Annotated in this window: 28 protein-coding genes; 18 read left to right on the forward strand and 10 right to left on the reverse strand. The window is 60.2% G+C overall.

Annotation, left to right across the window (positions count from 1 at the left end):
* The first annotated feature begins 99 nt into the window (after nucleotides 1–99).
* The 3 genes from PSJ8397_RS15335 to der are packed head-to-tail and all read left to right on the forward strand — an operon-like array spanning nucleotide 100 to nucleotide 3,679.
* A complete protein-coding gene (locus PSJ8397_RS15335) occupies nucleotides 100–783 on the forward strand; it encodes a hypothetical protein (protein ID WP_085865511.1) in 684 nt (227 codons plus the stop codon).
* Between the two features lie 19 nt (nucleotides 784–802).
* The gene (locus tag PSJ8397_RS15340; RefSeq protein ID WP_085865512.1) at nucleotides 803–2,170 is read left to right on the forward strand and encodes an outer membrane protein assembly factor BamB family protein; all 1,368 of its coding nucleotides are present in this window, start codon (nucleotides 803–805) and stop codon (nucleotides 2,168–2,170) included.
* Between the two features lie 48 nt (nucleotides 2,171–2,218).
* Nucleotides 2,219–3,679 carry a ribosome biogenesis GTPase Der gene (gene der / locus PSJ8397_RS15345; RefSeq protein WP_085865513.1) on the forward strand — a complete coding sequence of 487 codons (1,461 nt, stop codon included), beginning with the start codon at nucleotides 2,219–2,221 and terminating at the stop codon, nucleotides 3,677–3,679.
* A 320-nt stretch (nucleotides 3,680–3,999) separates the two neighbouring features.
* Here der and PSJ8397_RS15350 read toward each other — a convergent pair whose 3' ends face one another.
* Nucleotides 4,000–4,704: a tryptophan-rich sensory protein gene (locus PSJ8397_RS15350; protein WP_085865514.1), complete on the reverse strand. Its 705-nt coding sequence runs from the start codon at nucleotides 4,702–4,704 to the stop codon at nucleotides 4,000–4,002.
* A gap of 149 nt (nucleotides 4,705–4,853) precedes the next feature.
* On the opposite strand from PSJ8397_RS15350, the gene PSJ8397_RS15355 reads away from it, so the two are divergent.
* Nucleotides 4,854–6,119, forward strand: a complete 1,266-nt coding sequence (locus PSJ8397_RS15355; protein ID WP_085865637.1) for a phospholipase effector Tle1 domain-containing protein — start codon at nucleotides 4,854–4,856, stop codon at nucleotides 6,117–6,119.
* A 6-nt stretch (nucleotides 6,120–6,125) separates the two neighbouring features.
* Here PSJ8397_RS15355 and serS read toward each other — a convergent pair whose 3' ends face one another.
* A complete protein-coding gene (gene serS / locus PSJ8397_RS15360) occupies nucleotides 6,126–7,415 on the reverse strand; it encodes a serine--tRNA ligase (RefSeq protein ID WP_085865515.1) in 1,290 nt (429 codons plus the stop codon).
* A 244-nt stretch (nucleotides 7,416–7,659) separates the two neighbouring features.
* On the opposite strand from serS, the gene yajC reads away from it, so the two are divergent.
* The 8 genes from yajC to PSJ8397_RS15400 all read left to right on the forward strand — a co-directional run bounded on the left by yajC (nucleotide 7,660) and on the right by PSJ8397_RS15400 (nucleotide 13,889).
* Nucleotides 7,660–7,941: a preprotein translocase subunit YajC gene (yajC, locus tag PSJ8397_RS15365; RefSeq protein WP_085865516.1), complete on the forward strand. Its 282-nt coding sequence runs from the start codon at nucleotides 7,660–7,662 to the stop codon at nucleotides 7,939–7,941.
* A 127-nt stretch (nucleotides 7,942–8,068) separates the two neighbouring features.
* Nucleotides 8,069–10,702, forward strand: a complete 2,634-nt coding sequence (secD, locus tag PSJ8397_RS15370; RefSeq protein ID WP_085865517.1) for a protein translocase subunit SecD — start codon at nucleotides 8,069–8,071, stop codon at nucleotides 10,700–10,702.
* A 72-nt stretch (nucleotides 10,703–10,774) separates the two neighbouring features.
* Entirely contained in the window at nucleotides 10,775–11,131 is a 357-nt protein-coding gene (locus PSJ8397_RS15375; protein WP_085865518.1) for an Mth938-like domain-containing protein, read from the forward strand.
* Nucleotides 11,132–11,145: 14 nt separating this feature from the next.
* The gene (gene ccmA, locus PSJ8397_RS15380) at nucleotides 11,146–11,763 is read left to right on the forward strand and encodes a heme ABC exporter ATP-binding protein CcmA (protein ID WP_085865519.1); all 618 of its coding nucleotides are present in this window, start codon (nucleotides 11,146–11,148) and stop codon (nucleotides 11,761–11,763) included.
* A complete protein-coding gene (gene ccmB / locus PSJ8397_RS15385) occupies nucleotides 11,760–12,416 on the forward strand; it encodes a heme exporter protein CcmB (RefSeq protein ID WP_085865520.1) in 657 nt (218 codons plus the stop codon). The genes ccmA and ccmB overlap by 4 nt, the downstream gene beginning before the upstream one ends.
* Nucleotides 12,417–12,457: 41 nt before the next feature.
* Nucleotides 12,458–13,183 (forward strand): heme ABC transporter permease, encoded by a 726-nt coding sequence (locus PSJ8397_RS15390; RefSeq protein ID WP_085865521.1) that lies wholly within the window; start codon nucleotides 12,458–12,460, stop codon nucleotides 13,181–13,183.
* Nucleotides 13,180–13,350 (forward strand): heme exporter protein CcmD, encoded by a 171-nt coding sequence (gene ccmD / locus PSJ8397_RS15395; RefSeq protein ID WP_085865522.1) that lies wholly within the window; start codon nucleotides 13,180–13,182, stop codon nucleotides 13,348–13,350. The genes PSJ8397_RS15390 and ccmD overlap by 4 nt, the downstream gene beginning before the upstream one ends.
* Nucleotides 13,347–13,889 (forward strand): DsbE family thiol:disulfide interchange protein, encoded by a 543-nt coding sequence (locus tag PSJ8397_RS15400; protein ID WP_085865523.1) that lies wholly within the window; start codon nucleotides 13,347–13,349, stop codon nucleotides 13,887–13,889. The genes ccmD and PSJ8397_RS15400 overlap by 4 nt, the downstream gene beginning before the upstream one ends.
* On the opposite strand, the gene PSJ8397_RS15405 is transcribed toward PSJ8397_RS15400, so the two are convergent.
* Both PSJ8397_RS15405 and acnA read right to left on the reverse strand, forming a co-directional pair.
* Nucleotides 13,865–14,665, reverse strand: coding sequence for an arginine deiminase family protein (locus tag PSJ8397_RS15405; RefSeq protein WP_085865524.1), 801 nt, complete (start codon nucleotides 14,663–14,665; stop codon nucleotides 13,865–13,867). The genes PSJ8397_RS15400 and PSJ8397_RS15405 overlap by 25 nt on opposite strands.
* A 145-nt stretch (nucleotides 14,666–14,810) precedes the next feature.
* Nucleotides 14,811–17,513, reverse strand: a complete 2,703-nt coding sequence (acnA, locus tag PSJ8397_RS15410) for an aconitate hydratase AcnA (protein ID WP_085865525.1) — start codon at nucleotides 17,511–17,513, stop codon at nucleotides 14,811–14,813.
* 263 nt (nucleotides 17,514–17,776) lie between these two features.
* Between acnA and PSJ8397_RS15415 the strand changes: the two genes are divergently transcribed.
* The gene (locus tag PSJ8397_RS15415) at nucleotides 17,777–18,484 is read left to right on the forward strand and encodes a DUF1223 domain-containing protein (protein WP_085865526.1); all 708 of its coding nucleotides are present in this window, start codon (nucleotides 17,777–17,779) and stop codon (nucleotides 18,482–18,484) included.
* Here the strand turns inward: PSJ8397_RS15415 and nthA are convergent.
* The 5 genes from nthA to PSJ8397_RS15440 form a co-directional block, all read right to left on the reverse strand.
* Nucleotides 18,481–19,116: a nitrile hydratase subunit alpha gene (nthA, locus tag PSJ8397_RS15420; protein WP_085865527.1), complete on the reverse strand. Its 636-nt coding sequence runs from the start codon at nucleotides 19,114–19,116 to the stop codon at nucleotides 18,481–18,483. The genes PSJ8397_RS15415 and nthA overlap by 4 nt on opposite strands.
* Nucleotides 19,106–19,381, reverse strand: coding sequence for an SH3-like domain-containing protein (locus tag PSJ8397_RS17370; RefSeq protein ID WP_085865528.1), 276 nt, complete (start codon nucleotides 19,379–19,381; stop codon nucleotides 19,106–19,108). Before PSJ8397_RS17370 ends, nthA begins: the two co-directional genes overlap by 11 nt.
* Nucleotides 19,378–19,686 carry an SH3-like domain-containing protein gene (locus tag PSJ8397_RS17375; RefSeq protein WP_085865638.1) on the reverse strand — a complete coding sequence of 103 codons (309 nt, stop codon included), beginning with the start codon at nucleotides 19,684–19,686 and terminating at the stop codon, nucleotides 19,378–19,380. Before PSJ8397_RS17375 ends, PSJ8397_RS17370 begins: the two co-directional genes overlap by 4 nt.
* A gap of 152 nt (nucleotides 19,687–19,838) precedes the next feature.
* Nucleotides 19,839–20,894: a FliG C-terminal domain-containing protein gene (locus PSJ8397_RS15435; protein WP_085865529.1), complete on the reverse strand. Its 1,056-nt coding sequence runs from the start codon at nucleotides 20,892–20,894 to the stop codon at nucleotides 19,839–19,841.
* Nucleotides 20,895–20,999: 105 nt separating this feature from the next.
* Nucleotides 21,000–21,488, reverse strand: coding sequence for an autoinducer binding domain-containing protein (locus PSJ8397_RS15440; RefSeq protein ID WP_085865530.1), 489 nt, complete (start codon nucleotides 21,486–21,488; stop codon nucleotides 21,000–21,002).
* 144 nt (nucleotides 21,489–21,632) lie between these two features.
* On the opposite strand from PSJ8397_RS15440, the gene PSJ8397_RS15445 reads away from it, so the two are divergent.
* Together PSJ8397_RS15445 and PSJ8397_RS15450 are read left to right on the forward strand one after the other, a co-directional pair.
* Nucleotides 21,633–22,241, forward strand: coding sequence for a helix-turn-helix transcriptional regulator (locus PSJ8397_RS15445; protein WP_085865531.1), 609 nt, complete (start codon nucleotides 21,633–21,635; stop codon nucleotides 22,239–22,241).
* A 224-nt stretch (nucleotides 22,242–22,465) separates the two neighbouring features.
* Nucleotides 22,466–23,080: an acyl-homoserine-lactone synthase gene (locus PSJ8397_RS15450; protein ID WP_085865532.1), complete on the forward strand. Its 615-nt coding sequence runs from the start codon at nucleotides 22,466–22,468 to the stop codon at nucleotides 23,078–23,080.
* A 49-nt stretch (nucleotides 23,081–23,129) separates the two neighbouring features.
* Here the strand turns inward: PSJ8397_RS15450 and purB are convergent, their stop codons facing one another.
* The gene (gene purB, locus PSJ8397_RS15455) at nucleotides 23,130–24,431 is read right to left on the reverse strand and encodes an adenylosuccinate lyase (RefSeq protein WP_085865533.1); all 1,302 of its coding nucleotides are present in this window, start codon (nucleotides 24,429–24,431) and stop codon (nucleotides 23,130–23,132) included.
* 83 nt (nucleotides 24,432–24,514) lie between these two features.
* Here purB and PSJ8397_RS15460 point away from each other — a divergent pair, with 83 nt between their 5' ends.
* The 3 genes from PSJ8397_RS15460 (at nucleotide 24,515) to PSJ8397_RS15470 (ending at nucleotide 25,998) form a co-directional block, all read left to right on the forward strand.
* On the forward strand, nucleotides 24,515–24,844 hold the full coding sequence (locus tag PSJ8397_RS15460) for a hypothetical protein (protein WP_085865534.1): 330 nt from the start codon (nucleotides 24,515–24,517) through the stop codon (nucleotides 24,842–24,844).
* Nucleotides 24,844–25,254, forward strand: a complete 411-nt coding sequence (locus tag PSJ8397_RS15465) for a DUF6314 family protein (protein WP_085865535.1) — start codon at nucleotides 24,844–24,846, stop codon at nucleotides 25,252–25,254. The genes PSJ8397_RS15460 and PSJ8397_RS15465 overlap by 1 nt, the downstream gene beginning before the upstream one ends.
* An 87-nt stretch (nucleotides 25,255–25,341) precedes the next feature.
* Nucleotides 25,342–25,998, forward strand: a complete 657-nt coding sequence (locus PSJ8397_RS15470; RefSeq protein ID WP_085865536.1) for a biotin transporter BioY — start codon at nucleotides 25,342–25,344, stop codon at nucleotides 25,996–25,998.
* Nucleotides 25,999–26,091 lie beyond the last annotated feature (93 nt).

Below are 26,091 nucleotides of genomic sequence, written 5' to 3' on the forward strand. Positions count from 1 at the left end.
TCGGTTTCAATGCCGGTCTGGAGGCAGAGCACCCGTGAGCCCCTTGCCCAGCTTTGGCTGTTCAAGATAAGAGGGTCCAACACGCAAGGTGAGGACCAGATGAGCAATACTGACAGCTTCATTGATGAAGTTTCCGAAGAGGTCCGCAAAGACCAATTGTTCGGCTATATGCGCAAGTACGGCTGGATCGCCGTTTTGGTGGTTTTGGTGCTGGTGGGCGGCACGGCGTTTTCCGAATTCCGCAAGGCCCAATCTGAGGGTGCCGCGCAAGAAACAGGCAATGCGATTCTTGCAGCCCTTGAGCTTGACGATGATGCCGCGCGGGCCGAGGCCTTGCAGGCGGTTGAGGCAGAGGGGGGCGCTGCGGCAATCACGGGCCTTCTGGCGGCTGCAGACCTGACCGAAACCGGCGAAGCCGAAGCGGCGGTTGAAACCTTGAATGCCGTGGCCTTGCAAGATGACGCGCCGCAAATCTACCGCGATCTGGCGGCGCTGAAATCTGCCATGATCGCAGACGGACCGATGTCTGACGATGACCGCCGCGCGACCTTTGAACGTCTTGCCGCCCCGGGGGCGACGTTTCGTCTTGTGGCGCAGGAACAGATTGCATTGATGAATGTCGCTGCAGGGGAAACGGACCTTGCGCTGGATCAGTTCGCGGCGATTGCACAAGATGCCGAAGTGACACGGGGCTTGCGTGATCGGGCATTCGGGATGATTGTGGCGATGGGCGGTGATCTGGAAGGTCTGCTTTTGGGCGACACCGGTGAAGTCAATCAATAAGCCCGAAAAGGGGTCGATAATGGGGAATGACGTGACAGGCATGGACACCTCCTACGCTGTGAAACGGGGCGATCGCCGTCCTTTGAAGACATCCCTTTTGGCGGCCTGCGCGGCGCTGGGTCTTTTGTCGGCCTGCGGTGAGGCGGATATCGTCCTGCCGGGCGAACGTCTGGACATTCGCGGCGATGCGGTGGTCGCAGAGGCCTTCGTGAATGAAACACGCGCGATTTCGCTGCCCGCCCAAGTGGCCAATGCCGAATGGACCCATCGCGGTGGCGGGCCTGCGCACCAGATCACCCATCCGGCGCTGGGTGCGACGTTGACGCAAATCTTTTCGGCCGACATCGGTTCGGGCAACACCCGCCGGTTGCGTATCACAGCGGATCCGGTCGTGGCCGGTGGACGAGTGTTCACACTGGACGCGCGGTCGCAGGTGACGGCGACCTCCACAGGCGGTGAAACCTTGTGGAGCGCGAGCACCACACCTGCCACAGACAACGCGACAGATGCCTCTGGTGGGGGTCTGGCCGCCGACGGTGATCTGCTGGTCGCAACCACCGGCTTTGGTGAGGTCGTGGCGCTGGACCCTGCGACAGGGGGCGAAATCTGGCGACAGGATCTGGACGCGCCGGGCACATCCGCGCCCACAATCCGCGGCGATCTTGTCTATGTGGTCAGCCGCGATGGCCGGGCTTGGGCCATTGAACGGGGCAATGGCCGCGTGCGCTGGACGATCAACACTCTCACACCGGGTGCGAATTTCTCAGGTGGGGCGGGCGCCGCTGTGACCTCTGATCTGGCGATTTTCCCGTTCCCGACGGGCGAAGTTCTGGCGGCCTTCCCTGAAGGCGGCTTGCGGCGCTGGTCCACGGTTGTGACGGGCCAACGTGCGGGCCAGGCGGCGTCAAACATCTCGGACATTGCGGGTGATCCTGTGGTTGACGGCAACACTGTGTATGTTGGCAACGTCTCGGGCCGCGTTGTGGCGCTGAACGTCGACACGGGCGATCGGATCTGGACGGCCACCGAAGGCGTTGTGGGGCCTGTTTGGCCTGCGGGCGGGTCGGTCTTTTTGGTCAGCGACATCGGGGAATTGGTGCGGCTGGATGCCTCCAGCGGGCAACCCATCTGGCGTGTTGCCTTGCCTGGGTTTGAGGAAACGCGCGAACGGCGTCAGAAGACCCGCTTTGCCCATTATGGGCCGATCATCGCCGGTGGTCGCGTGATTGTCGCGTCAAGCGACGGGGTGCTGCGCCAGTTTGATCCGGCCTCCGGTGCGGTTGTGGGCACAGCTGCGATCCCGGGGGGCGCGACCTCCAACCCCGTTGTGGCCAATGGCATTTTGTATGTCGTGTCCGAACGGGGCCAACTGGTGGCTTTCCGTTAGACGATTTAGGGTGTAGGGGGCAGCCCTTAACCTGATAGGTGTGCAGACATGTCCTTTACCCTTGCCATCGTGGGGCGCCCGAATGTTGGCAAATCCACGCTCTTTAACCGTCTGGTCGGCAAAAAGCTGGCGCTGGTTGATGACCAGCCCGGTGTGACGCGCGATTTGCGCGAAGGGGCCGCGCGGCTGGGCGACCTGAAGTTCACCGTCATCGACACCGCCGGGCTGGAGGAGGCCACGGACGAAAGCCTGCAGGGCCGCATGCGCCGCCTGACGGAACGCGCCGTGGAAATGGCCGATATGTGCCTGTTCATGTATGATGCGCGCACGGGCGTCATGCCCGCAGATGAGGTCTTTGCGGATATCCTGCGCAAGAAGAATGCCCATGTGATCCTGGCCGCCAACAAATCCGAAGGCAAGGCGGCGGATGCCGGTGTGCTGGAGGGGTTCAATCTGGGGCTGGGGGAGCCCATTCGTTTGTCCGCAGAGCACGGCGAAGGTCTGGCAGAGCTTTACGATGTGTTGATGCCGTTGGCCGACGCGTTCGAGGAACGCGCCGCCGCCGATGCGCCCGAGACAGATGTTGACGTGGAGGAAGACGACGACGCGGACGGCCCGCGCACGCCAACCCGTGCCAAGCCGCTGCAAATTGCCGTCGTGGGCCGCCCCAATGCGGGCAAATCCACGCTGATCAACAAGATCATCGGTGAGGACCGTCTGCTGACGGGACCTGAGGCTGGCATCACCCGTGACGCGATTTCGGTGCAGACCGATTGGGGCGAGACGCCCGTGCGGATCTTTGACACCGCGGGCATGCGCAAACGGGCTAAGGTTCAGGAAAAGCTTGAGAAATTGTCCGTGTCGGATGGTCTGCGCGCGGTGAAGTTTGCCGAGGTGGTTGTCGTCTTGCTGGATGTTGAGATTCCGTTTGAGCAGCAGGACTTGCGGATTGCCGATTTGGCGGAACGGGAAGGCCGCGCCGTTGTGGTCGCGGTGAACAAATGGGACGTGGAAGACGAAAAGCAGGCCAAACTGAAGGCGCTGAAAGAACAGTTCGAGAGGCTTTTGCCGCAGTTGCGCGGCGCGCCGCTGATCACGGTGTCCGCCAAGACCGGACGTGGCCTTGACCGGCTGCAAGAAGCGATCATGCGGGCCCATGACATTTGGAACCGCCGTGTGACCACGGCCCAGTTGAACCGCTGGCTGATGGGCATGACCGAGGCGCACCCGCCCCCCGCACCGGGCGGCCGTCGCATCAAAATGCGCTATATGACACAGGTGAAAACACGGCCCCCGGGGTTTGTGGTGATGTGCAGCCATCCCGACATGCTGCCTGCCAGTTACTCTCGGTATCTGGTGAACGGATTGCGGTTGGATTTCGACATGCCCGGCACGCCCATCCGTCTGCATTTCCGGTCTCAGGCCGAGAAAAACCCCTATAAAAACAAAACCAAATCCACCCCGTCCCGTCTGCGCAAACATCTGGGCAAGGGACGGGCAGATGAGTGAGTTTTAAGGTATTTTTGACCCAAAGAATTCGAGCCGTCTCGGAGCGGCCGCAAATGATGTCCACTGGGGGGCCGGTCAGGCGAAGAATGGTCGGAGACCCGAGCCGTCTCGGAGCGGCCGCAAATGATGTCCACTGGGGGGCCGGTTAGGCGAAGAATGGTCGGAGACCCGAGCCGTCTCGGAGCGGCCGTAAATGATGTCCACTGGGGGGCCGGTCAGGCGAAGAATGGTCGGAGACCCGAGCCGTCTCGGAGCGGCCCCGTTTGTAGTACGCTGGGGGCCGGTCTGACGAAGCCGCGTTTGCGGAGTTGAGCGCGCCGTTAGGCGGGCAGGGCAGCCCGGTGTTGGGACCACAAAAGCCCCGCGATCAATGCGATGCCCAAGGCGGCCTCAAGCGAGACGAGGCTGGTGCCATTGGCCACGATGATGCCGACGCTGGCCCAGATGACCGTGAGGCCATATCCCGGCGCGTCTGCGCGCGTATATTGCACAGGCAGCGTGAGGGCGAGGGCAAGGGCAATACCTGCGTAGGCCCAGCCGTTTTGGTCAAACAAGATACCGTAGCCTGCCATGGTTGACCCGATGGACACACAGGACGCGGCCGTCAGCCAGCCCGCATAGATTGATACAGGCCAGCGTGCCCAGCCCGCGTCATGGGCGGGCGCACGCAGCATGGCGACCACAGCAGGCACGGCCATGGCGATGATCAATACGGTCGCCCAGATGGCGGATTGGTTGGCGACCCATAACCATGGTGTCCCCAGGGCGAGGCTGAGGATCAGCGGTGTGCGCATCACGTCCCACGCCGGATCTTGCGCCCGCTTTAGCACCCCAAAAAGCGCCGAGACCGTCAACCACCCATAGATGAGGCCCCAGATGGAAAACGCGTATCCGGCGGGCTGGATTGGCGGGTTGATCTGTGGGATCGGCAGCTGGTCTGCCTCAAATCCGCTGAAGGGGGAGGTGACAAGGGGGGAGACCACGAAAGTCACGGTAAACAGGAGGGTCAGACATGCGCGTATCATGGTGTGCCTTTTGGTTTTCAGGGTGAACGCACCGCAGACGAGGTTGGTTCAATTGGATGTCAAAAGATGTAGGCCGAGGGTCGGGAAAAGCACACTTGACCGAAACGGGTGCCCCCATCAGGCTGAAATCAATGTTGGGGGACAAGCCTATGAAACGCATTGTTATTTTCATTGATGGAACGTGGAACCGGCCGGATGCGGAACATCCCACAAATGTGGTGCGTCTGGCGCGCTGCGTGCAGCACCGCACGGACAGCGGGATGCCGCAGGTGGTTTTGTATACCGCTGGAGTGGGGTCTGGATCGGGCAACAACAGGCTGGCGCGCAAGATGGACCGTGTTTTTGGCGGCACCTTGGGGTGGGGCTTGTTGTCGATCATGGAGGACATGTACCGCCGGTTGGTCTTTGCCTATGAGCCGGGCGACGAGGTGATGATTTTCGGCTTTTCGCGCGGGGCTTTTGCCGCGCGGTCGTTGGTGGGGTTCATCCGGTCGGCGGGGATTTGCGGGCGCGACAGGTTGCGCGATATTCCGGCGGCGGTGGCACGGTATGTGGACCGCGCGCCCGAAACGCACCCGCGCCATGAGGACAGTTATGCGTTTCGGCTGGGGTTTTCGCCCGCCGTCGTGACGTCGCTGGATGAACGGAAATGGCGCGCAAAACATGGCCAACGACATGAGGATGTGGTGGATCTGCGCATCGCCTATCTGGGTGTGTGGGACACGGTGAAGGCGCTGGGGTTGCCGGCGGCTTTGCCGGGGGCGGGGGCGTTTAACCGCAAATATGAATTTCACGATGCGATGTTGTCTTCCATGGTCATGGCCGCGCGCCACGCGATTTCCATTGATGAACGCCGCAAGACGTTTCCGGCCATGCCGTGGAGCAATATTGCCGAGATGAACAAGGCCCGAAACTTTGTGGCACCGGAATATCTGCAGCAATGGTTTCCCGGCAATCATGGGTCCGTGGGCGGGGGCGGCAGCCGTCGGGGGCTGTCGTCTGTTGCGCTCAACTGGGTGATGTTGGGGGCGGCCAAGGCGGGGTTGGCGCTGGATTGGCGCGAGATGCGAAACGTCGCGGACCGGTTCGACGTGATGGAGCCTTTGGACAACAAGTTCGGGCCCCTTGGGCTGGCCAATGTCCTGAACAAATGGACGAACGACCGCAAAGGCCCGCAAGAGCTGGTCGAGATGTCGATGTTGGCCATTGACCGCGTGTTTGAGGACGAGGGCTATATCCGCAACCCCAGCCTGAAGGCCATTTATGCGGATCTGTATAAATTGGACGAGGACCGGCGCGACAAGATTAGGAAGGCCCACAGGGCGACCGATGGGGCCTATACCCATATGCCGGGACGGGTGACGTGGCCGGGCCCGCCGGAATGGGCCCGAACGCCTGATACGCTGGACGAGTGATCGGGGCTAGATCAACGCACCGTCAGCGGAGATCGCCTGTTTGCCGCCCAGATAGGGGTGCAAGACAGTTGGAAGTTTAACCGAGCCGTCGGGCTGTTGTCCGTTTTCCAGCACAGCGATCAGACAGCGCCCCACCGCAAGGCCCGAGCCGTTGAGGGTGTGGACGAACTGCGGTTTGCCGCCCTCGGCAGGTTTGAACCGGGCGTTCATGCGACGCGCTTGAAAGTCACCCGTGGTCGAAACGGAGGAGATTTCGCGGTAGGTGTTCTGGCCCGGCAACCACGCCTCGATGTCATAGGTGCGGCGCGCCCCGAACCCCATGTCACCGGTGCACAGAATGACGGTTCTGTAAGGGATTTCAAGACGTTCGAGGATGTCTTCGGCGCAGCGCAACATGCGTTTTTGTTCCGCATCGCTTTCACCCGGGTGCGTGACAGAGACCATTTCGACCTTTTCGAACTGGTGCTGACGCAACATGCCTGAGGTGTCGCGGCCGGCACTTCCGGCCTCGGAGCGGAAACACAGGGAATGGGCGGTGTAGCGCAGGGGCAGGGTGGCCTCCTCCAGCACGTCCCCGGCGGCCATGTAGGTCAGCGGGACTTCGGATGTGGGGATCAGCCACATGCCGTCTTCGGTGCGGTAGCTGTCGTCGCCGAATTTTGGCAGTTTGTCGGTGCCGTACATGGCGTCATCGCGGACGAGGACCGGGGTGTTCACCTCGGTCAAGCCATTGTCCATCGTGTGCACATCCAACATGAACTGCGCCAGAGCGCGGTTCACTCGGGCGACGGCCCCGCTGAGCAGAACAAACCGGCTGCCAGAGAGTTTCGCTGCCGTTTCAAAATCCATGCTGCCTTTTACGGCTGGAATATCAAAGTGTTCCTGTGCGTTCTTAATGTCACGCGGGGTGCCCCAGCGGTTGATTTCCACGTTGTCGGCCTCATCCGTGCCGTCTGGCACGTCATCGGCGGGCAGGTTCGGGATTTCCGCCAGACGGGCCGTCAGGGCTGCATCTTGCGCCTTCGCCTCCTCGTTCAGGGCAGCGATTTGCTGTTTCTTTTCAGCCACCAGTGCGCGCAGCCGTTCAAATTCAGCCTCATCCCCACGCCCCTTTGCGGCGCCCACTTCTTTGGCGGCTTTGTTGGCGTCGGCCTGCGCGCCCTCTGCCTGCGCGATCTTGGTGCGGCGGGCCTCATCCATGGCGAGCAATTCGGACGACACGGGCGCGTCCCCACGTCGAGACAGCGCCGCGTCGAAGGCGGCGGGGTTCTCTCGGATCGCGCGGATGTCGTGCATGGGTCTGTCCTTTGGTTAATGCGTCTCAAGGGGGCCATATGGCGTAATTTTGCGCGTATGGAAAGCGTATGGCTGGCGTATGGCACGCGTATGGCAAAAGATATGGCGTTGTTATTGCGCCCGAGCCTTGAACATAGGTTAATTTGCGGCCACTTCAGATTGCGAATCCCGCACCCCGCCCGTAGGGTGCCGCAACTTTGCAAGGCGTGCAGCTTTGCCCCTAACACGTAAGGAACGACCGACCATGGAAGCGCTTGGCCAATTTATCCCGCTGATCCTGATTTTTGCGATCATGTATTTCCTGCTGATCCGTCCGCAGCAGAAAAAGCTGAAAGAGCATCAGGCGATGGTTGCGGCCCTGCGGCGCGGCGATCAGGTGATCACCCAAGGCGGTTTGATCGGCAAGGTGAGCAAAGTCGTTGATGATGGCGAAGTCGTTGTTGAGCTGGGCGAGGGCATGAAAGTGCGTGTTGTCCGTTCCACCATTTCTCAGGTTTTGAACAAAACCGAACCAGCCGAAGGCTAAAACGGGGCGGCCCAAAGCGGGCCGTGTCACGACAGGATTTGGGGATCGGGCCAGCACGATGGCCCGCCCCTTTTGATTTTAAAAGGTGGCCCCCGCAGGCGGCGGCCCCAGACACACAGGACCTGCCATGCTGAAGATTGATCTTTGGAAACGCGTTACAATCTGGCTGGTGGTGGCCATTGGTATCGCGATGGCGTTGCCCAACGGGTTTTACGGCACGGTCGAGAGGTCCAACGATGCCGAGGCCGCGCTGGCGGCAGGGCAGTCAGGCGAGGATCTGCAGGCTGACGCGGCCGCGTGGCCGTCGTTTATGCCCGACAATCTGGTGAACCTGGGCCTTGATTTGCGCGGTGGCGCCCAGCTGTTGGCCGAAGTGCAGGTTGAAGATGTCTACGAGACCCGCATGCGCGCCCTGTGGCCCGAGGTGCGCGATGTGTTGGCCGCCCAGCGGGACGTCGTGGGGTTTGTCACCGACGAAAGCGACACGCCCGGTGAACTGCGCGTGCGCATTTCGGAGCCTGCCGGCATGGACCGTGCGCTATCGCTGGTGCGGGGTCTGGCGCAACAGGTGGTGAGTGTGACAGGCGTCGGGCAGACGGATATTGTGGTGCGCGCGGTCAGCGATACAGACCTGATCGTGACCCTGTCCGAGGCCGAAATGCAGGCCACGGACGACCGCACGGTGCGCCAGGCGCTTGAGATTGTGCGCCGCCGGATTGACGAGGTCGGCACGCGGGAGCCATCCATTCAGCGCCAGGGCGCGGACCGGATCCTGATCCAGGTGCCGGGTGTGGGATCGGCACAAGAGGTCAAAGACATCATTGGCACAACCGCGCAGCTGGGGTTCCACCCTGTGGTGGGCCGCACCTCTGACCCTGAGGACCGTGCAGGTGCGGGCAATGTGGTGCTGCCGTCGCTGGATGAACCTGGTGTGTATTACATCGTCGAACGCTCGCCGGTGGTGACGGGCGAGGATCTGGTGGACAGCCAGCCCACCTTTGACCAGAACAACCGCCCCGCCGTGACGTTCCGGTTCAACCCGTCGGGTGCGCGGAAATTTGGTGATTATACGTTGGAAAACATCGGGTCGCCCTTTGCGATTGTGCTGGATGACGAGGTGGTCAGCGCGCCGACCATTCAGGCGCATATCTCGGGTGGATCGGGCATTATCACGGGGCAGTTTACGGTTGAGGAATCGACCAATCTGGCCGTTTTGTTGCGCGCAGGTGCTTTGCCCGCGGAATTGAATTTCTTGCAAGAACAGACAGTTGGGCCTGATTTGGGGCAAGACAGCATCAATGCGGGCGCCATCGCCTGTCTGGTCGCTTTTGCGCTGGTGCTGATTTACATGGTGCTGAGTTATGGGCTGTTCGGCATCTTTGCCAATGTCGCATTGTTGGTGAACGTGGCGCTGATTTTCGGGCTTTTGTCGCTGATCGGCGGCACGCTGACGTTGCCTGGCATCGCGGGCATCGTGCTGACGATTGGTATGGCGGTGGATGCCAACGTTCTGATCTTTGAGAGGATACGAGAAGAGGCGCGCACGGCCAAAGGCCCCGCCCGCGCTATTGAGTTGGGCTATGAAAAGGCGCTTTCGGCCATCATCGACGCCAACATCACGACCTTTATCACCGCGGCGATCCTGTTTGCCATGGGCGCGGGGCCCGTGCGCGGGTTTGCGATTACGCTGGGGCTGGGGATCATCACATCCGTCTTTACGGCGATTTTTGTGACGCGCCTGTTGGTGGTTATCTGGTTCGAACGCAAGCGGCCAAAGCAGTTGTTTGCGGGTCGGTATTTGCGGCTGGTCAAACAGGGGACTGCGTTTGATTTCTTCAACCGGGCCAAGATGTGGCTGGGGATTTCGGCGGTTCTGGCTTTGGTCGCTTTCGGATCGTTCCTGTATCAGGGCCTGAATTTCGGCATCGATTTCAAAGGCGGCACAACCTTGCGCACCCAAAGCGCGCAGGTGGTGGATGTGGGCGAATATCGCAGCGTGATCGACGGTCTGGAGCTGGGCGAGGTCACGATTACGGAAGTGTTCGACCCGACGTTTGGGCCGGATCAAAACGTGGCCCTTGTGGCCTTGCAAGCGCAAGATGGCGAGGAGGCCGTGACGAACGAGACGATCAATGCGGTGCAAGACGCGTTGCGCACGATTGATCCGGACATGACCTTCCCTGCGGTGGAATCCGTCGGACCGACCGTGTCGGGAGAGTTGATTCAGGCGGCGATCATTGCGGTGGCATTGGCCATCGGTGCGGTGCTGATCTACATCTGGTTGCGGTTTGAGTGGCAGTTTGCCCTGGGCGCTGTGGCGGCCCTTGTGCATGATGTGGTGCTGACGATCGGCATCTTCTCGGAGCTGCAAATCCGGTTCGATCTGGCGATCATTGCGGCCTTGCTGACGATTGTGGGCTATTCGCTGAACGACACGGTGGTGGTGTTTGACCGCGTGCGGGAGAATTTGCGCAAGTATAAGCAAAAAGACCTTAAGGCGGTGTTGAACCTGTCGATCAATGAAACCCTGAGCCGGACATTCATGACGTCGTTCACGACTTTGCTGGCGCTGATTTCGCTTTATGTCTTGGGCGGCGATGTGATCCGCGGGTTCGTGTTTGCGATGATCTGGGGCGTGATTGTGGGCACTTACTCATCGATCTTTGTGGCCTCGACCACGTTGTTGGTGTTGGGCGTCAAACGGGATTGGTCGGGTGACAACAAGAACGTCGGCGGACAATTTGCCAACATTGATGCCTGAGGGGCATGCTAAAATTCCGGAATTTTAGCGCCTCCGGCGGGAGTTTTTCGGGTCAGATGAAGGGGGCCGCCCATGCGCCTGAATGAAGTTGTTTATACGGATGCGAAGCCCGTGGATGGGTATGGTGCGGGCTTTTTTCGCATCGGTGGGCAGGTGTACGAGGGGGCCTTGGTTGTGCTGCCCACAGGCATCGCGCCGTGGGGCGGATATGACGATGCGCAGACCCTGATTGATGCAGTCGCCGATCTGGATGTTGTGTTTGTTGGCACTGGGGCTGAGATCGCGCATATTCCAACGGATTTGCGCACCGCTCTTGAGGACGCGGGGTTGGGCGTTGAGGTGATGTCGTCGCCCACGGCGTGTCGCACCTACAATGTTTTGCTGAGCGAAGGGCGGCGTGTCGGGCTGGCCCTGCTGCCTGTCGGTTGAGGGGGCGGGCCGCGATGGAACTGAAGGTTCTGGATGTATGCGTCGCGCGTGGCGGGGTGCCTGTGCTGGAGGGGCTGACTTTTGAGGTCGCCGCAGGGCAGGCACTGGTGTTGCGCGGGCCCAATGGGGTCGGCAAGACGACATTGCTGCGCACCCTTGCAGGATTGCAGCCGCCACTGACGGGAGAGGTGATTTATCCCGAAGACAGTGGCGCCTACGCCAGTCATGCCGATGGCATCAAAGCGCAGCTGAGCGTGACCGAAAACCTTGCGTTTTGGGGGGACGTCCATGGGGCAGATGTGCCGGACGCCGTCTTTGCGGCGTTTGATCTAGAAGACTTGAGGGACCGTTTGGCGGGCACGTTGTCGGCGGGGCAAAAGCGCCGTTTGGGTCTTGCACGGCTGGGGGTCATCGGGCGCAAAGTGTTGTTTCTGGATGAGCCGACGGTTAGCCTCGATGGCTTTTCAGTGAAGATGTTTGCCCGTTGGTTGCAGGGCAGCCATTTGGCCGCAGGCGGCATTGCTGTCATTGCCACCCACATTGACCTTGGTATCGATGCCCCGGAGCTGGAACTGGCGCCTTTCAAGGCGGCGCCCGACGCTCGGGACGGTGCGGACGAGGCGTTTCTTTGATTGCGCTGTTGCGCCGAGATCTGGCCTTGGCCGTGCGCGCAGGCGGCGGCTTTGGCCTTGGCCTTGCGTTCTTTCTGATTGTGATCGTTCTGGTGCCCTTTGGCGTCGGGCCGCAGGCGGATATTCTGTCCCGCATCGCACCTGGTGTTTTGTGGGTGGCCGCGCTGTTGGCGGCGCTGTTGTCGCTCGATCGGATCTTTGCGCTGGATTTTGAGGACGGGTCCCTGCCGCTTTTGGCGACATCCCCGCTGCCGCTTGAAGGGGTCGCCTTGATAAAAGGGGTGGCCCATTGGCTGACCACGGGCCTGCCGCTGACCTTCGCCGCGCCCGCGTTGGGGTTTTTGCTGTCACTGGCGCCCGGGGCCTATGTCTGGCTGCTGGCGTCTTTGGTGTTGGGCACACCGGCCCTGTCGATGATCGGCACCTTTGGGGCGGCGGTGACGGTGGGCCTCAAACGTGGGGGGCTTTTGATGTCTCTTCTGGTGTTGCCGCTTTATGTGCCGACGTTGATTTTCGGGGCGGAGGCCGTGCGTCGCGGGGCCGATGGGCAAGACCCCACGACGCCGCTTTTGATGTTGGCCGGGATCACGCTGGGCTGTTTTGCGCTGCTGCCTTTTGCCAGTGCCGCCGCCCTGCGGGTGAATTTGAAGTGAGCGGTCTTGTCGGCGCAAAGGGGAAGGGCTAGCTAACACTCATGTCGATCTGGGAATACGCCAATCCGAAGAAATTCATTGCAACAACCGGCCCTTGGGTGCCGGTGATGCTGTGGGGATCCATTGCAATCCTTGTTGTCGGGCTTGTCTGGGGGTTTTTCTTTACGCCCGACGATTTCCGGCAGGGGTCCACCGTCAAGATTTTCTATCTGCATGTGCCATCGGCCCTGATGGCGATCAACGCGTGGTTCATGATGCTGATCGCCTCGGTTATCTGGTTGGTGCGCCGTCATCATGTCAGCGCCTTGGCCGCCCGGGCCGCTGCGCCTGTGGGCGTTGTGATGACAGTGATGGCCTTGTTTACCGGCGCCATTTGGGGCCAGCCCATGTGGGGCACATGGTGGGCCTGGGATCCGCGCCTGACGTCCTTTCTGATCCTGTTTTTGTTCTACCTTGGCTACATTGCCTTGTGGGAAGCGATCGAGGATCCGGACACGGCCGCTGATCTGACGTCGGTGCTGTGCATCGTGGGGTCGGTGTTTGCCGTCTTGTCGCGCTATGCGGTGAACTTCTGGAGCCAAGGGTTGCACCAACCCGCATCCTTGTCGCTGGATAAGGAAGAAAACGTGGCAGATGTGTTTTGGTATCCCGCGCTGGTTTGTATTGCGGGTTTCGTGCTGTTGTTTGTGGCCTTGGTGCTGATGCGCACAGCCACCGAAATTCGCGTCCGCCGGATGCGCGCACTTGAGGCGAGGATGCGCGGATGATGCCGGATCTGGGAAAATACGCGGTCGAGGTTTTGCTGGCCTATGGCGTGTCCATTGTTCTTTTGATCGGCGTTGTGGTGGTGTCTTTGCGTCGCGAACGGCGCGTGGCCCGACAGTTGCAGGATGTTGAGGCACGGCGGCATATCCAAGCTGTGGCGCGCAAATGAAGTGGCTGTTGATGATCCCTGTGATTGTTTTTGCCGCACTGGCGGGGCTGTTTGCGGCGGGCATGTTTCTGGGCCAGGGGGATGAATTGCCTTCGGCCCTGATCGGAGAGCCCGCGCCGGTGGTGGAGGTCGAAGAGGTCGAGGGGCTGCCCCTTCTGACCGATGAAATGTTGCGTGACGGAGAGGTCAAGATCGTGAATTTCTGGGCCAGCTGGTGCGCCCCCTGTCGTGTGGAACACCCCAACCTGACGGCGTTGGCGCAAGAGGGCGTGCCGATCTACGGCGTCAACTATAAGGATTTCGATCCCAACGCTGCGGCATTTCTGGAGGAATTGGGCGATCCTTACGTGGCCGTGGGATCTGACAAACAAGGGTTTTATGCCATCGATTGGGGTGTGTACGGCGTGCCGGAAACCTTTGTGCTGGATGGGGATGGCACGATCCTGTTCAGAATGGCGGCCCCGATTACATCCCGAGAGCTGGAGGGCAGATTGCGCCCTGCGCTTGAGGCGGCTTACGCAGCTAAGGCCAGCGAATAACGCAACGACATACAGCTGAGCCCGCCATCAACCAAGGCGGCCTGCGATGTGTTCAGCACCTTGACCGCGTAACCGGCCTGATCCAACAGATCTGCCGTGCGCGGGTAACCCGCAGACACAAACACGTCGTTATTGACCCGGATGGCATTGGCTGCGGCTTCTTCCCCGTGCGGTGTTTCAATGACGTTAAGCCCTTGAAACGCGCCAGAGGCGGCCAGCTTTGGGGTCGCTAGAACGGTCTCATGATCCAGCAGGGAACTTTCTGTTTTGAAATGCAGGATTTCGGGCGGCGTTTGCAGGATGTCCAAACGGTAACCCTGCGCCTCAACCAAAGGCCGCAAGTCCTCAGCCCCTTGTGCGGTTGTTCTGGCAGACAAGCCAAGGAGAACGCGATCATCGGTGCACAAGATATCGCCGCCGTCGACGAAGCCGTCGGTCTGCAAATCAACGACATCCGCCATGGTCTCCAGCAACGCAGGTCGCAATGCTGCGGCCTCACCTATTCGGCTGTCTGCACCTGGACGCAAGACAATTGCCACACCGTTCAGCACCAAAGCAGGGTCTTCGATGAACACGCTGTCTGGAAAGCTGTCGTCTGCCGGTAAAACGGTCACGTCACACCCCGCATCCCGCAATGCACTGACGTATGCTGCGTGTTCAGCCGCAAAGACAAGGGGATCGGGGTCACCCTGATCGGTGGCGCGCAATCCGTCTGTTACAGACAGCGCGGGCGTGCGACACAGGGCATGGGTAAATTCAAAAGATCGGTGCGTCATGCCCCCACCATACGCCGACCCAGCGCGCCGTCTAGGTTTCGCTGTTTCAAAAATATGCAAAATCACCCGCCCACAAAAAACGCGCCGCCTGAATGTCAGGCGGCGCGTTAAAGTCGCGTCTCTAAAATTCCGGAATTTTAGAGCATCACTCCGCCGCGATGGCGGTCTCGGAGGCCAGGTTGCGCAGCACGTAGTGCAGAACTCCACCGTGTTCGATGTATTCGATCTCGATCGCGGTATCGATCCGGCACTTCAACGTGATTTCTTTCACGCTGCCGTCTGCCATGGTGATCGTGCAGGGGACCTCTTGCAAAGGTTGCACTGTATCAAGGCCAGAGATTGACACTGTTTCATCGCCCGTCAAACCCAGCGATTTGCGCGTGTCGCCGCCGGTGAATTCAAACGGGATGACGCCCATGCCCACGAGGTTTGAACGGTGGATCCGCTCGAAGCTCTCGGCGATGACAGCCTTGACGCCCAGCAGGTTTGTGCCTTTGGCCGCCCAGTCACGGCTTGATCCCGCACCGTATTGTTCACCACCGAAAATCACCGTGGGCACGCCCGCATCCTGATAGGCCATCGCCGCCTCAAAGATCGAGGTTTGCGCGCCATCGGGGCCTTTGGTGTAGCCGCCTTCGACGCCGTCCAGCATCTCATTCTTGATGCGGATGTTGGCGAAGGTGCCGCGCATCATGACCTCGTGGTTGCCGCGGCGTGAGCCGTAGGAGTTGAACTCGCGCACAGGCACCTGACGGTCCACCAGATATTGACCGGCGGGCGTCGTTTCCTTGAACGCACCAGCAGGCGAGATGTGGTCGGTGGTGATCATGTCACCGAGCAGGGCCAGAACACGCGCGCCTTCGATGTTGGTGATCACGCCAGGCTCCTTGGACATGCCTTGGAAATAGGGCGGGTTCTGGATGTAGGTGGATTGGGCGGGCCAATCGTAGGTTTCTGCATCCGTCGTTTGAACGCCCTGCCACTTTTCGTCGCCTTTGAAGACGTCAGCGTATTTGGACTGGAACGCTTCGCGGGTCACGGTCGCCTCGACCAGCTCGGCCACTTCCTGAGACGTGGGCCAGATGTCTTTCAGGTACACATCTTTGCCGTCGGGCGTCTGGGCAATCGGATCTGTGGCCAGATTGATGTCCATCGTGCCGGCCAGCGCATAGGCCACGACCAGCGGCGGTGAGGCCAGATAGTTGGCGCGCACGTCTGGTGAAATCCGACCTTCGAAGTTGCGGTTGCCCGACAGAACGGAGGTCGCGACCAGATCGCCTTCGGCAATGGCTTCGGACAATTCTTTCTGGATCGGACCGGAGTTGCCGATGCAGGTCGTGCAGCCATAGCCCACGAGGTTGAAGCCGATCTTGTCCAGATCGTCCTGCAGGCCAGCGGCCTCAAGGTAGGCAGACACGACCTGAGAGCCGGGGGCGAGGGAGGTTTTCACCCAAGGTTTGCGGTCCAGACCCAAGGCTGCGGCTTTGCGCGCCACAAGGCCCGCGCCGATCATGACGTAGGGGTTGGAGGTGTTGGTGCACGACGTGATCGAGGCGATCACAACCTTGCCGCTTTCCATCGTGTAATCTTCGCCTGCAACGGCGACTTCCTTGCCCATGGGACGTTTGAACGTCTCTTCCATTTCCTTTGCGAAGGCAGATTTCGCATTCGTCAGGGCCACGTAGTCCTGTGGACGTTTGGGGCCCGAGATTGCGGGCACGATGGCGCCCATGTCGAGGTGCAGGGTGTCGGTGTAGACGGGGGCGTAATCGTCGCCGCGCCAGAAGCCGTTTTCCTTGGCGTAGGCTTCGACCAGCGCGATGCGGTCTTCGTCGCGGCCGGTGTTGCGCAGGTAGCGCAGGGTTTCATTGTCGATCGGGAAGAAGCCGCAGGTGGCGCCGTATTCGGGGGCCATGTTGGCGATGGTGGCACGATCCGCCAGCGGCAGGCTGTCGAGGCCCGCACCGTAGAATTCCACGAACTTGCCCACCACGCCTTTGGCGCGGAGCATTTCCACCACCTTCAGCACAAGGTCGGTGCCTGTGGTGCCTTCCATCATGGCGCCTGTCAGCTCAAAGCCTACAACCTCTGGGATCAGCATTGAGATCGGCTGACCCAGCATCGCGGCCTCAGCCTCAATCCCGCCGACGCCCCAGCCCAGAACGGCCGCACCGTTGACCATGGTGGTGTGGCTGTCGGTGCCCACCAGCGTGTCGGGGTAGGCCACCTCTTCGCCGTTCTGGTCCGTATCGGTCCAAACGGTTTGGGAGAGATATTCCAGGTTCACCTGATGGCAGATGCCGGTGCCGGGTGGGACAACGCGGAAGTTGTTGAACGCGGACTGACCCCATTTCAGGAAGGTGTAGCGTTCCATATTGCGTTCATATTCACGGTCCACGTTCATCTGGAAGGCGCGCGGGTTGCCGAATTCGTCGATCATGACGGAGTGGTCGATGACCAGATCAACAGGGTTCAGCGGGTTGATCTGCTGGGCATCACCGCCCAAGGCCACGATGCCGTCACGCATTGCGGCCAGATCGACCACCGCCGGAACGCCGGTGAAGTCCTGCATCAGCACACGGGCAGGGCGGTACGCGATTTCGCGGGGGTTCTTGCCGCCCTTGGCGCCCCATTCGGCGAAGGCCTTGATGTCGTCCACGCTGACGGTCTTGCCGTCTTCGAAACGCAGCATGTTTTCCAGCACCACCTTCAACGCGGCGGGCAAGTTGGAAAAGTCACCCAAACCGGCGTCTTGCGCGGCCGGAATGGAGTAATAGGCGAGGGTTTGATCGCCAACCGTTAGGGTCTTGCGCGTTTTTGCGCTGTCGTGGCCAACTGTGATGGGCATGTGCGTCTCCTGCGATGAACGTGGGATGATTCTGGCTGCGGTATACAATCGCACACAATAGCTGCCAAGTGTTGTTTATACTTATTTTGATGCGTTTGAGTGACGCAGGCGCGATGTGATTTTTCCCATTTATCTCGCGACAGGATCCCTTACGACGTGATGAACGGCTGCGGGTGTCGCAATTGTAACAGACGCCTCGCGAACGGTTGATTGGCATATGGAAGACAGCCCCGTTACCCATGGGGCAGAATAAGGGAATCTATATGCGTCAAATACTCGCCAGTTTGTCTGTCGCCATCACCATGATGGGGGCCGCACCCGCGTCTGCTGAGGGGCCGGTGGTCATTGAGCTTTATACATCGCAGGGGTGTTCCAGCTGCCCGCCTGCGGATGCGCTTTTGCATGATTTGGCGGACCGCGATGACGTGATCCCATTGGCGCTGCATGTGGATTATTGGGATTATATCGGCTGGGCGGACAGCTTTGCCGATCCGCGCCACACTGTGCGACAGCAAGGATATGCTGCGGCGGCGGGGCACAATACGATCTACACGCCCCAGATGGTGATTGCAGGGCAGACGCATGTGATTGGTGCAAAGCCGATGCAGGTGGCCGATGCGATCAAGGCCCATCAAGCCCCCACTGGCGTTGCGGTTGATGCGGCCGTCGCGGGCGGTGCGTTGACAATCACCGGAACCACCGAGCAGGCCTTGCCCGCAGGGACCACGGTCCAGGTCGTCCGTTTCAGTGCGCGCGAGACAGTGGATATCCAACGGGGCGAAAATGCGGGGCGCACCCTCGAATATGCCAACATCGTTACCGACTGGCAGACCGTGGGCGAATGGTCCGGTGCAGACAGCCTGCAGCTGTCCATCCCCGTGCAGGGCGACGCGCCGATTGTTGTGATCGTACAGCAAGAAGGTGCCGCGAATGGCCCCGGTGCTGTTTTGGCGACGGCTGTTTTGCGCTAAGGTTGACGGGCGACCCCCGTGCCGATCATGCTGTCGCGGGTCACCAATTTTGCCAATTCATCAACAGACATGCCATCGGTGCCCGACGGTCGCGCGGGGATCACAATATATCGCATGTCGGCCGTGCTGTCGTGGACGCGCACTCTTGTGGTGTCGGGCAGGGTGACGCCAAATTCGGCCAGCACACCGCGTGGATCGCGCACTGTTCGGCTGCGATAGGCCCTCGATTTGTACCAATCGGGCGGCAGGCCCAACAGATTGCGCGGGTAACATGAACACAAGGTGCAGACGATGATATTGTGTTCATGGGCCGTATTTTCGACGGCGATCAATTTCAGCGGGCCAATGTCGAACCCCATATCCCGCGTCGCGGCGGAGGCATCTTGCATCAGGGCTGCGTGAAAGTCCGGATCTGTCCAGGCGCGCGCGACGACTTGCGCGCCATTTGCGGGGCTTCGGGCGTCCATGGTGTTGATCTGGGACGCAATCTCTTCGGGCGATGTGATGCCTTTTTCGACCAGCAATTCGCGCACGGCGATTTCCATGGTTTGCCAGTAGCTGAGCGGGGTGTCGTCATCGGCGCGGTAGGGATGGCCGGACGGGCTAAGGGAATCGTGGTGATCATGGGGCATCGTCTGCGGGCTCCAACCAGTGATCATAAATTTCGGCGTCGAGGGTGTCGTCGGGGTTGGGCGTGTCCGGCCCCCAGATGTCACCCATGCGGAACCGCACACGGTGTAAGGGCAGGGCGGGTGCGTCGTGTCCATAGGCGAGGTCTTCGGGGTTGGGAAAGGCGCCCAGACTGCGTTCGATCACGCCGGCTTTGCCCCGCAGATAGTGCGGAGTGCGCACGTGGCCGGGCGGCATCAGGGGTTTGACGCGTACTTTTTGCATCATGGGGCCCCAGCCGCGTCGCCGTAGGTAAGGCCGCGCCTTGCGACGTCGTCCATTTTTGCGGCCAATTCAGCGGTGGTGTAGGCGCCGCCTTCGATGAGGTTCTGGTTCACCGATGCGATCCAACGTTCGTAATAGGTCATGGTTTCAAAGGCGTCTTCGCCCATGTCCTCAAGAACGCGGCGCAATCCGTCGACGGTGAAATAGCCCTTGGCTGACCCGATGATCATCAAGGCATCAACGCGTTTTTCCCAAAGGGAGAAATCATGTTGGTCTGTGGGGACGGGTCCTGCGTCATCGCCGCCCATGTCATGCCAACGGCGCGCGGGATTGTCGTGCCAGCGGCGCGCAGGGTCATCGTGCCAGCGGCGCGCGGGGTTTTTTGAGGGCGTGCCCTCTTGGGGGTTAGTTTTTTCAGCCATGTCGGGAGGCTAGACCCTGAGCTGCCCCTTTGCCAAGGTCAGTCTTCATCCTCATCCGGCACAATCAAGGTCAGCGTGCCATCGCTCGCCGCCGCACGGATCGCGGTGACAAGGGCGGTTTGGGCCGTTTCGCCATCCGATTGTTTGATCTTGCCCCGTTCCCCGATTTCTTCGCGCAGGTTGTCGGCCATGCGGCTGGACATGTTTTCGAGGATGAAGGTGGCGGCGGCCTCCAAATCGCCGCCTTCCTGCTTGGCAAAGCCGATTGCAGTGACAAGATCGGCCTGATCGACCTCGCGGATGGCCTTGGGCACATCCGGCACCGCCAGCCGTGCGGGAATGTCGGCAAAGGTGAAGATGGCCTTGCGCACGCCCTCTCCGAAGGTGGGATCCTCCGCCAGCAGTCCCTCAAGGATGCCATCGCGCGTGCTGGCGGAGCTGGAATTGAGGATTGCGCCGATTCTGCTTTCGGGTGTGTCGGGAAAGGCAGAGATCGAGACGCCGCAGTAGTTTTTTGCCAAACTGGCCCCGATCCGGCCAAGCGCCTGCGGTGTGACTTTGGTGGTGCGCGACATGGAAAAGGCGATGCGACGGGCGCGCGCGCCGGGCATCATGCCCAACAGCTCAGCCGCCTTTGCCGTCGTCATCTTTGACAGCAGAATCGCGGAAATCTCGGGGCTTTCGGCCTCGGTTATCGGAAGGATATCTTCGTTTTCGAGTTCGAGAACCGTTTTCCAGGGGTCGTGGCCTGCGCGGGCGGCTGCCTCTTCGCGCAGTTTGGCCACGGTGCCCGGTGAAATGCGCCCCTCAAGGGATTGCAAAGCAGCCTCAACACTGCCGGGCGCTGTGAGGGCGATGGAGGACAGCTCAGACGAGAATTCCTCAATCACTTGATTCAGCGTCTTTTTGTCGATGATGCTGAGCGCGCCGAGTTCGCGGGTCAGGCGGGCCTGCGTCGCCTCAGGCAGATCAGACAGGGGCAGATCGCCATCGTTGCGCAGTAAGAACTGCACAACCATCGCAGCCTTTTGCGAACGTGAGATCGCGGGCAGGTTGGAGGGGGAGGCATTCGAAAGAGCAGCAGAGCCAGACATAAATCACCAAAGCTTGTCAATTCAGCATGGTGATAGAGGGTATCGGTAAATTGCCGATTAACGCTGAAGCGGGATGTGCCCCAAATTGCGCACATCCCCTTGGGGTTAGCTGGGGTGTGTCATGCGGACTGAGAGTTTGTGCAATTCGGCCCGTACCTCGGGCGTCATGCCGGTTTCGGATGCGGTGAGGCTGTGCAGATCTTGAACGTGGTCCGTCAAGGTTTGCATTTCCGCGTCCGTGTATTCCCGGTCTGGACGGGCAAAGCCCGCGATGGAACGTGATCCGCCGGCTTCAACCCCGATGGCTGTGCCATATTTGATCCCGAAATCTGCGGATTGTTCGTAGATTTTCAATGCGTCCTGATCCGACAGGGCGGACCACCTGATGGATCCGGTATTGGCAAACGCCCATCCCACTGTTGGGTCCGACATGATGAACCCTTTGCTGTTGTACAAATCCATCCACGCCTTGGGATAGGTCTGAAACTGGAATTCGGACGATGTCATGCGGATGTGAAACGCAATGGCAAACCCCGCGGGGGCCATGTCTTCTGCTGTTTCAATCAGATCGGTGATCTTTTCTAGATCGGCCATTTTACGCGCTCCGGTTCGCTTGACGGTTGCTTACGACTCGCTCAAGTGGGTAGAAAGTTTCACGAGGCATGGACAGCGGGAAAGTGCCCTTTTTTGTCTTTTAGACAGGTCCCGCGATAGGTTTGCAGCAGGGAAGGGGAGAGTTTGGGCGATCTCGCATCATCAGATGACGTCACAGCCCTCGCCCGATCAGGATACTACATCGCCCTGCGGGTCGGATTTGCCTTTCCCATGGAAGAGGTGAACGCCCTGCCGCAGCCGTGGATCGATCACTACACCAAGTTACGTTTTATGTTGCATGATCCGGTGACACGCTGGGTCTACAGCAATACGGGATCCATCCGGTGGAGTGCGATTGACTTCGATGATCCGATGCGGGTGCTGGATCAGGCCCAAACGTTCGGTCTGCGCTACGGCGCGGCGGTGTCCTATTTTGATGGCAACGCCGATGGCCACCGATCGTTCGGGCATTTTGCGCGCCCTGACCGGGAGTTCACGGATGACGAGATTGCGGCCCTGTCGACCTACATCAAAAATCTGCATCACGCCAAAGCGCCGCCTACCAATCTGACTGCGGCCGAGCTTGAGGTGCTGGCCATGGTGCGCGACGGGCAACGCCTGAAACAGATTGCCCATGATTTGGGTGTCACCGAAGGGGCGGTGAAGCAGCGGCTGAAGAATGCCAAGTCCAAATTGGGGGCGCAGACGTCGGCGCAGGCGGCGGCGATGGTCAAACAATTCGGCCTGATCTGATTCTTTTTGGGCGATGTTTTTGGGCCGGACTGCGCCCAATATTGACACGGATTACAACCTATGCGCGAATTTTGCGCGGTGTAATGGTTAACGATATTTTAACCAAATTATGGGGTCATAGAGTCGCGCGGTTTGGAGGCTAAAAACCTCATTCCAAAGGGAAAATGTGGTTAATCTACCTGTGGAATGAACGCTAAATAGACTCTCCAAATAGGAGAGTGGAAATGCAAAATATCACCTTTAACTTGTCTAACGTGCATCAACACGGCGGTGCGTTCTTTGATTACCTCGCCCTGCGGAAATCGTTCTTTGTCGATACCCTGAACTGGCAGATCCCGCACAACGCAGATGTGGAAATGGACCAGTACGACAACCCCATGGCCCGCTACTGTCTGGTGCTGGACGATGAGGGCCGCGTGATGGCCGGTGCGCGTGCCATGTCCTGTGCGGCGCAATGGGGCGATCACACCTATATGTTGAAAGATGCCATGACCGGCAAACTGTCCACGATCCCCACCGACCTGCTGGACACGATCATCGACGGCCCAGAGGCCTGGGAATGCACGCGGTTGGTTATTTCACCCGAAGTGAAATCAATGCGGGCGCGCACGGAATGTCTGGATTTGATCGTGGGGGGGCTGATCGACATGGCCACGGCCGAGGGCGCGACCACGTTGATTTCCTTGTCGAACCTGTGGTTGCTGCGGGCGCTGAAACGTCTGGGCTATGGCGCGCAGTTGTTGGGCGAACCCTATGAGAACGATGATGACGGCCACAAATACGCGGTCATGGCGATTGCGGCCCGTCACAAAGAGGAGGCGGACCGTCAGGTCGCCTGATCTTGCTGTTTTGCCTCCGTGGGGTGGGGACCCACGGAGGAAACGGGTGTTAGCCGAACACGCGTTTGAAGATCGTGTCGACGTGTTTGGTGTGGTAATCCATGTCGAATTTCTCGTTGATGCCATCGACGCCAAGGGCTGCGACAACCTCTTCATCCGCGAGCAGTTCTTCGCGGAAATCGACGCGGTGTTCCCAGACCTTCAGCGCATTGCGTTGCACCATGGAATAGGCGTCTTCACGGCTGACACCAGCCTGTGTCAGGGCGAGAAGCACCCGCTGAGACATCACAAGGCCCGGGAATTTGTTCATATTATCCAGCATGTTGTCGGGGAAGATCAACATCTTGTCGACAACGCCCGTCAGACGGTTGAGCGCAAAATCAAGCGTCACTGTCGCGTCAGGCCCGATGCCACGTTCGACAGAGGAATGCGAAATATCGCGTTCGTGCCAGAGGGCGACGTTTTCCATAGCCGGAATGACCGTCATGCGCACCAGACGCGCCAGACCGGTGAGGTTTTCGGTCAGCACCGGGTTTTTCTTGTGCGGCATCGCGGAGGAGCCTTTTTGGCCCATTGAGAAAAACTCCGCCCCCTCAAGGACTTCGGTGCGCTGCATGTGACGGATTTCAATGGCGACGTTTTCGATGGACGACGCGATGACACCCAGCACGGCAAAGAACATGGCGTGACGGTCACGGGGGATGACTTGGGTGCTGATCGGTTCGGGGTGCAGGCCCAGTTTTTCGCAGACATGCTCCTCCACGGCGGGGTCGATGTTGGCGAAGGTGCCCACGGCGCCGGAGATGGCACCGGTGGCAATCTCGTCCCGCGCGGCGACCATGCGGGCGCGGTTGCGATCCATTTCGGCGTAAAAGCGGGCAAACGTCAGACCCATGGTGGTGGGTTCGGCATGGATGCCATGGCTGCGGCCCACACGGACGGTCATCTTGTGTTCCATCGCGCGCTTTTTCAAAGCGGCCAGCAGGTTATCCAGATCTTCGATCAGGATGTCGGCGGCGCGGACCAGTTGCACGTTCAGACAGGTGTCCAGGACGTCGGACGACGTCATGCCTTGGTGGACGAAGCGCGCCTCTTCGGAGCCTACGTGTTCGGCCAGATGGGTGAGGAAGGCGATCACGTCGTGTTTGGTCACGGCCTCAATCTCATCAATGCGGGCCACGTCGAATTCAACGTCGCGGGCCTTCCAGACGGCGTCCGCGTTTTCGCGGGGGATGACGCCGAGGTCGGCCATGGCGTCGCAGGCGTGGGCCTCGATCTCATACCAGATGCGGAATTTTGTGGCGGGCTCCCAGATCTGTGTCATGGCGGGGCGGGCGTAGCGAGGAATCATGGGTAAATGGCCTTTTGTGACGTGCAATCAGGGTTCGCTGCGTCATAAGCTGATGACGGGGTGAGAACAACAGGGGCGTTGAGATGCGAGGGATGACAATGGCGCTGTTGTGTGCGCCGACGGTGGGATTGGCGCAGATGGAGCCCATGACAGGACCGCAGATCGCGGCGGCCCTGACGGACCGTGCCTTGGTTTATGACGACGGGGCGACACAGGATTTCCGCGCCTCTGGCCGCACGTTGTATAATGCAGGCCGCGACAGTTGGGGGTACTGGGCCGTGCGCGGCGACCAGTATTGCAGCCAGTGGCCGCCCAGCGACGGTTGGTTCTGCTATGACATGGCGCGGCAGGGCGATGGTCTGCGGTTCATCGCAGAGGACGGAAGCTTTACCGACGGGACATACAGAGACTGATGCGAGGTTTGGGCGATTTTTGCGGGCACTTCACAGTGTCGCGCACCATTGAGGACCGGCGGAGCGGTGCACAGAGCCAGTTTGAAGGGACAGCGGACATCATCGCCACGCCAGAGGGCGCGACCTATGCGGAGGCGGGGGAGTTGATCCTTCCGGCGGGGCGGTTTGCAGCAGAGCGGTCCTATCTTTGGCGGACGACGGCAGGACGGATTGAGGTGCTGTTCGCAGACGGCCGCCCGTTTCATGATTTCGACCCAGAGGTTGGCGGGCAGGCCACGGAACATCTGTGCGGTGCGGACATGTATCGGGGCGGTTATGACTTTTCGGAATGGACCTGCTGGGCTGTGCGCTGGGACGTCACGGGACCGCGCAAGGATTACACTTCGGTCACCTGGTATGTGCGACGTTAGCGATATCTGGCGGTAAAGGCGGCCTTCGCACTTGCAGAACGCGCGCGCACAGGGTTATCTGCGGCCAACGAAATAAAGGAGAGCGTCATGTCGACAGCCACAACAAACATGGTCCTGAGCGACCGCCTTTGGGATGCACAGGGCGCGGCCCTTTGGATCAAACGTGCAATTTTGCTGGTGGCCGGTGTGGCCGCGCTGACGGTTTCCGCGAAGATCCAGATCCTGACGCAACCGGTGCCGGTGACCTTGCAGATGCTGGTTGTCATGGTGATCGGTGCAGCCTACGGGCCGAAGCTGGGGGCTGCGACGGTGGCGTCCTACATCGCTTTGGGTCTGCAGGGTCTGCCTGTGTTTGCGGGCGCTGTCGCGGGTCCGGCCTATGTGCTGGGTGCGACGGGTGGCTACCTGCTGGGCTTTATGATTGCGGCCTATGCTGTTGGCGCGCTGGCCTCTGCCGGTTGGGACCGCTCCCCTTTGCGGATGGCTGCGGCCATGGCCGTGGGCATCCTGTGCGTCTACATCCCAGGCGTGCTGTGGCTGAGCGCCGGTGCGGCGCTGCTGGGCGCTGCGGCGACGGCTGCTGTGTCCGGGTTTGTGGGCGGCGAAGCCTTCACCGGTTACGGGTGGGCTAACTGGTACGCCTACGGCGTGAAGACCTTTATCTGGGTTGATGCGCTGAAGCTGGTTGTTGCGGTCATCGCATTCCCTGCGATCTGGAAGCTGGTGGGCGACGCCCGCGGCTAAAACCGGCCTATAGGTGTTAAAATGAGAGGCGCGGAGCGATGCTCCGCGCCTCGTTTTGTTTATGGGTGCCTGTGGCAGGTGTGAGCCCATTCC

Origin of the sequence: Pseudooctadecabacter jejudonensis, assembly GCF_900172275.1 — a bacterium.
GTDB classification, from domain to species: Bacteria; Pseudomonadota; Alphaproteobacteria; order Rhodobacterales; family Rhodobacteraceae; genus Octadecabacter; species Octadecabacter jejudonensis.

Bases quoted from the DNA above. Each gene is read 5' to 3' on its own strand.
- PSJ8397_RS15335 (WP_085865511.1), top strand. From the start codon at position 100: ATGAGCAATACTGACAGCTTCATTGATGAAGTTTCCGAAGAGGTCCGC.
- PSJ8397_RS15340 (WP_085865512.1), top strand. From the start codon at position 803: ATGGGGAATGACGTGACAGGCATGGACACCTCCTACGCTGTGAAACGG.
- der (WP_085865513.1), top strand. From the start codon at position 2,219: ATGTCCTTTACCCTTGCCATCGTGGGGCGCCCGAATGTTGGCAAATCC.
- PSJ8397_RS15350 (WP_085865514.1), bottom strand. From the start codon at position 4,704: ATGATACGCGCATGTCTGACCCTCCTGTTTACCGTGACTTTCGTGGTC.
- PSJ8397_RS15355 (WP_085865637.1), top strand. From the start codon at position 4,854: ATGAAACGCATTGTTATTTTCATTGATGGAACGTGGAACCGGCCGGAT.
- serS (WP_085865515.1), bottom strand. From the start codon at position 7,415: ATGCACGACATCCGCGCGATCCGAGAGAACCCCGCCGCCTTCGACGCG.
- yajC (WP_085865516.1), top strand. From the start codon at position 7,660: ATGGAAGCGCTTGGCCAATTTATCCCGCTGATCCTGATTTTTGCGATC.
- secD (WP_085865517.1), top strand. From the start codon at position 8,069: ATGCTGAAGATTGATCTTTGGAAACGCGTTACAATCTGGCTGGTGGTG.
- PSJ8397_RS15375 (WP_085865518.1), top strand. From the start codon at position 10,775: ATGCGCCTGAATGAAGTTGTTTATACGGATGCGAAGCCCGTGGATGGG.
- ccmA (WP_085865519.1), top strand. From the start codon at position 11,146: ATGGAACTGAAGGTTCTGGATGTATGCGTCGCGCGTGGCGGGGTGCCT.
- PSJ8397_RS15390 (WP_085865521.1), top strand. From the start codon at position 12,458: ATGTCGATCTGGGAATACGCCAATCCGAAGAAATTCATTGCAACAACC.
- ccmD (WP_085865522.1), top strand. From the start codon at position 13,180: ATGATGCCGGATCTGGGAAAATACGCGGTCGAGGTTTTGCTGGCCTAT.
- PSJ8397_RS15400 (WP_085865523.1), top strand. From the start codon at position 13,347: ATGAAGTGGCTGTTGATGATCCCTGTGATTGTTTTTGCCGCACTGGCG.
- PSJ8397_RS15405 (WP_085865524.1), bottom strand. From the start codon at position 14,665: ATGACGCACCGATCTTTTGAATTTACCCATGCCCTGTGTCGCACGCCC.
- acnA (WP_085865525.1), bottom strand. From the start codon at position 17,513: ATGCCCATCACAGTTGGCCACGACAGCGCAAAAACGCGCAAGACCCTA.
- PSJ8397_RS15415 (WP_085865526.1), top strand. From the start codon at position 17,777: ATGCGTCAAATACTCGCCAGTTTGTCTGTCGCCATCACCATGATGGGG.
- nthA (WP_085865527.1), bottom strand. From the start codon at position 19,116: ATGCCCCATGATCACCACGATTCCCTTAGCCCGTCCGGCCATCCCTAC.
- PSJ8397_RS17370 (WP_085865528.1), bottom strand. From the start codon at position 19,381: ATGATGCAAAAAGTACGCGTCAAACCCCTGATGCCGCCCGGCCACGTG.
- PSJ8397_RS17375 (WP_085865638.1), bottom strand. From the start codon at position 19,686: ATGGGCGGCGATGACGCAGGACCCGTCCCCACAGACCAACATGATTTC.
- PSJ8397_RS15435 (WP_085865529.1), bottom strand. From the start codon at position 20,894: ATGTCTGGCTCTGCTGCTCTTTCGAATGCCTCCCCCTCCAACCTGCCC.
- PSJ8397_RS15440 (WP_085865530.1), bottom strand. From the start codon at position 21,488: ATGGCCGATCTAGAAAAGATCACCGATCTGATTGAAACAGCAGAAGAC.
- PSJ8397_RS15450 (WP_085865532.1), top strand. From the start codon at position 22,466: ATGCAAAATATCACCTTTAACTTGTCTAACGTGCATCAACACGGCGGT.
- purB (WP_085865533.1), bottom strand. From the start codon at position 24,431: ATGATTCCTCGCTACGCCCGCCCCGCCATGACACAGATCTGGGAGCCC.
- PSJ8397_RS15460 (WP_085865534.1), top strand. From the start codon at position 24,515: ATGCGAGGGATGACAATGGCGCTGTTGTGTGCGCCGACGGTGGGATTG.
- PSJ8397_RS15465 (WP_085865535.1), top strand. From the start codon at position 24,844: ATGCGAGGTTTGGGCGATTTTTGCGGGCACTTCACAGTGTCGCGCACC.
- PSJ8397_RS15470 (WP_085865536.1), top strand. From the start codon at position 25,342: ATGTCGACAGCCACAACAAACATGGTCCTGAGCGACCGCCTTTGGGAT.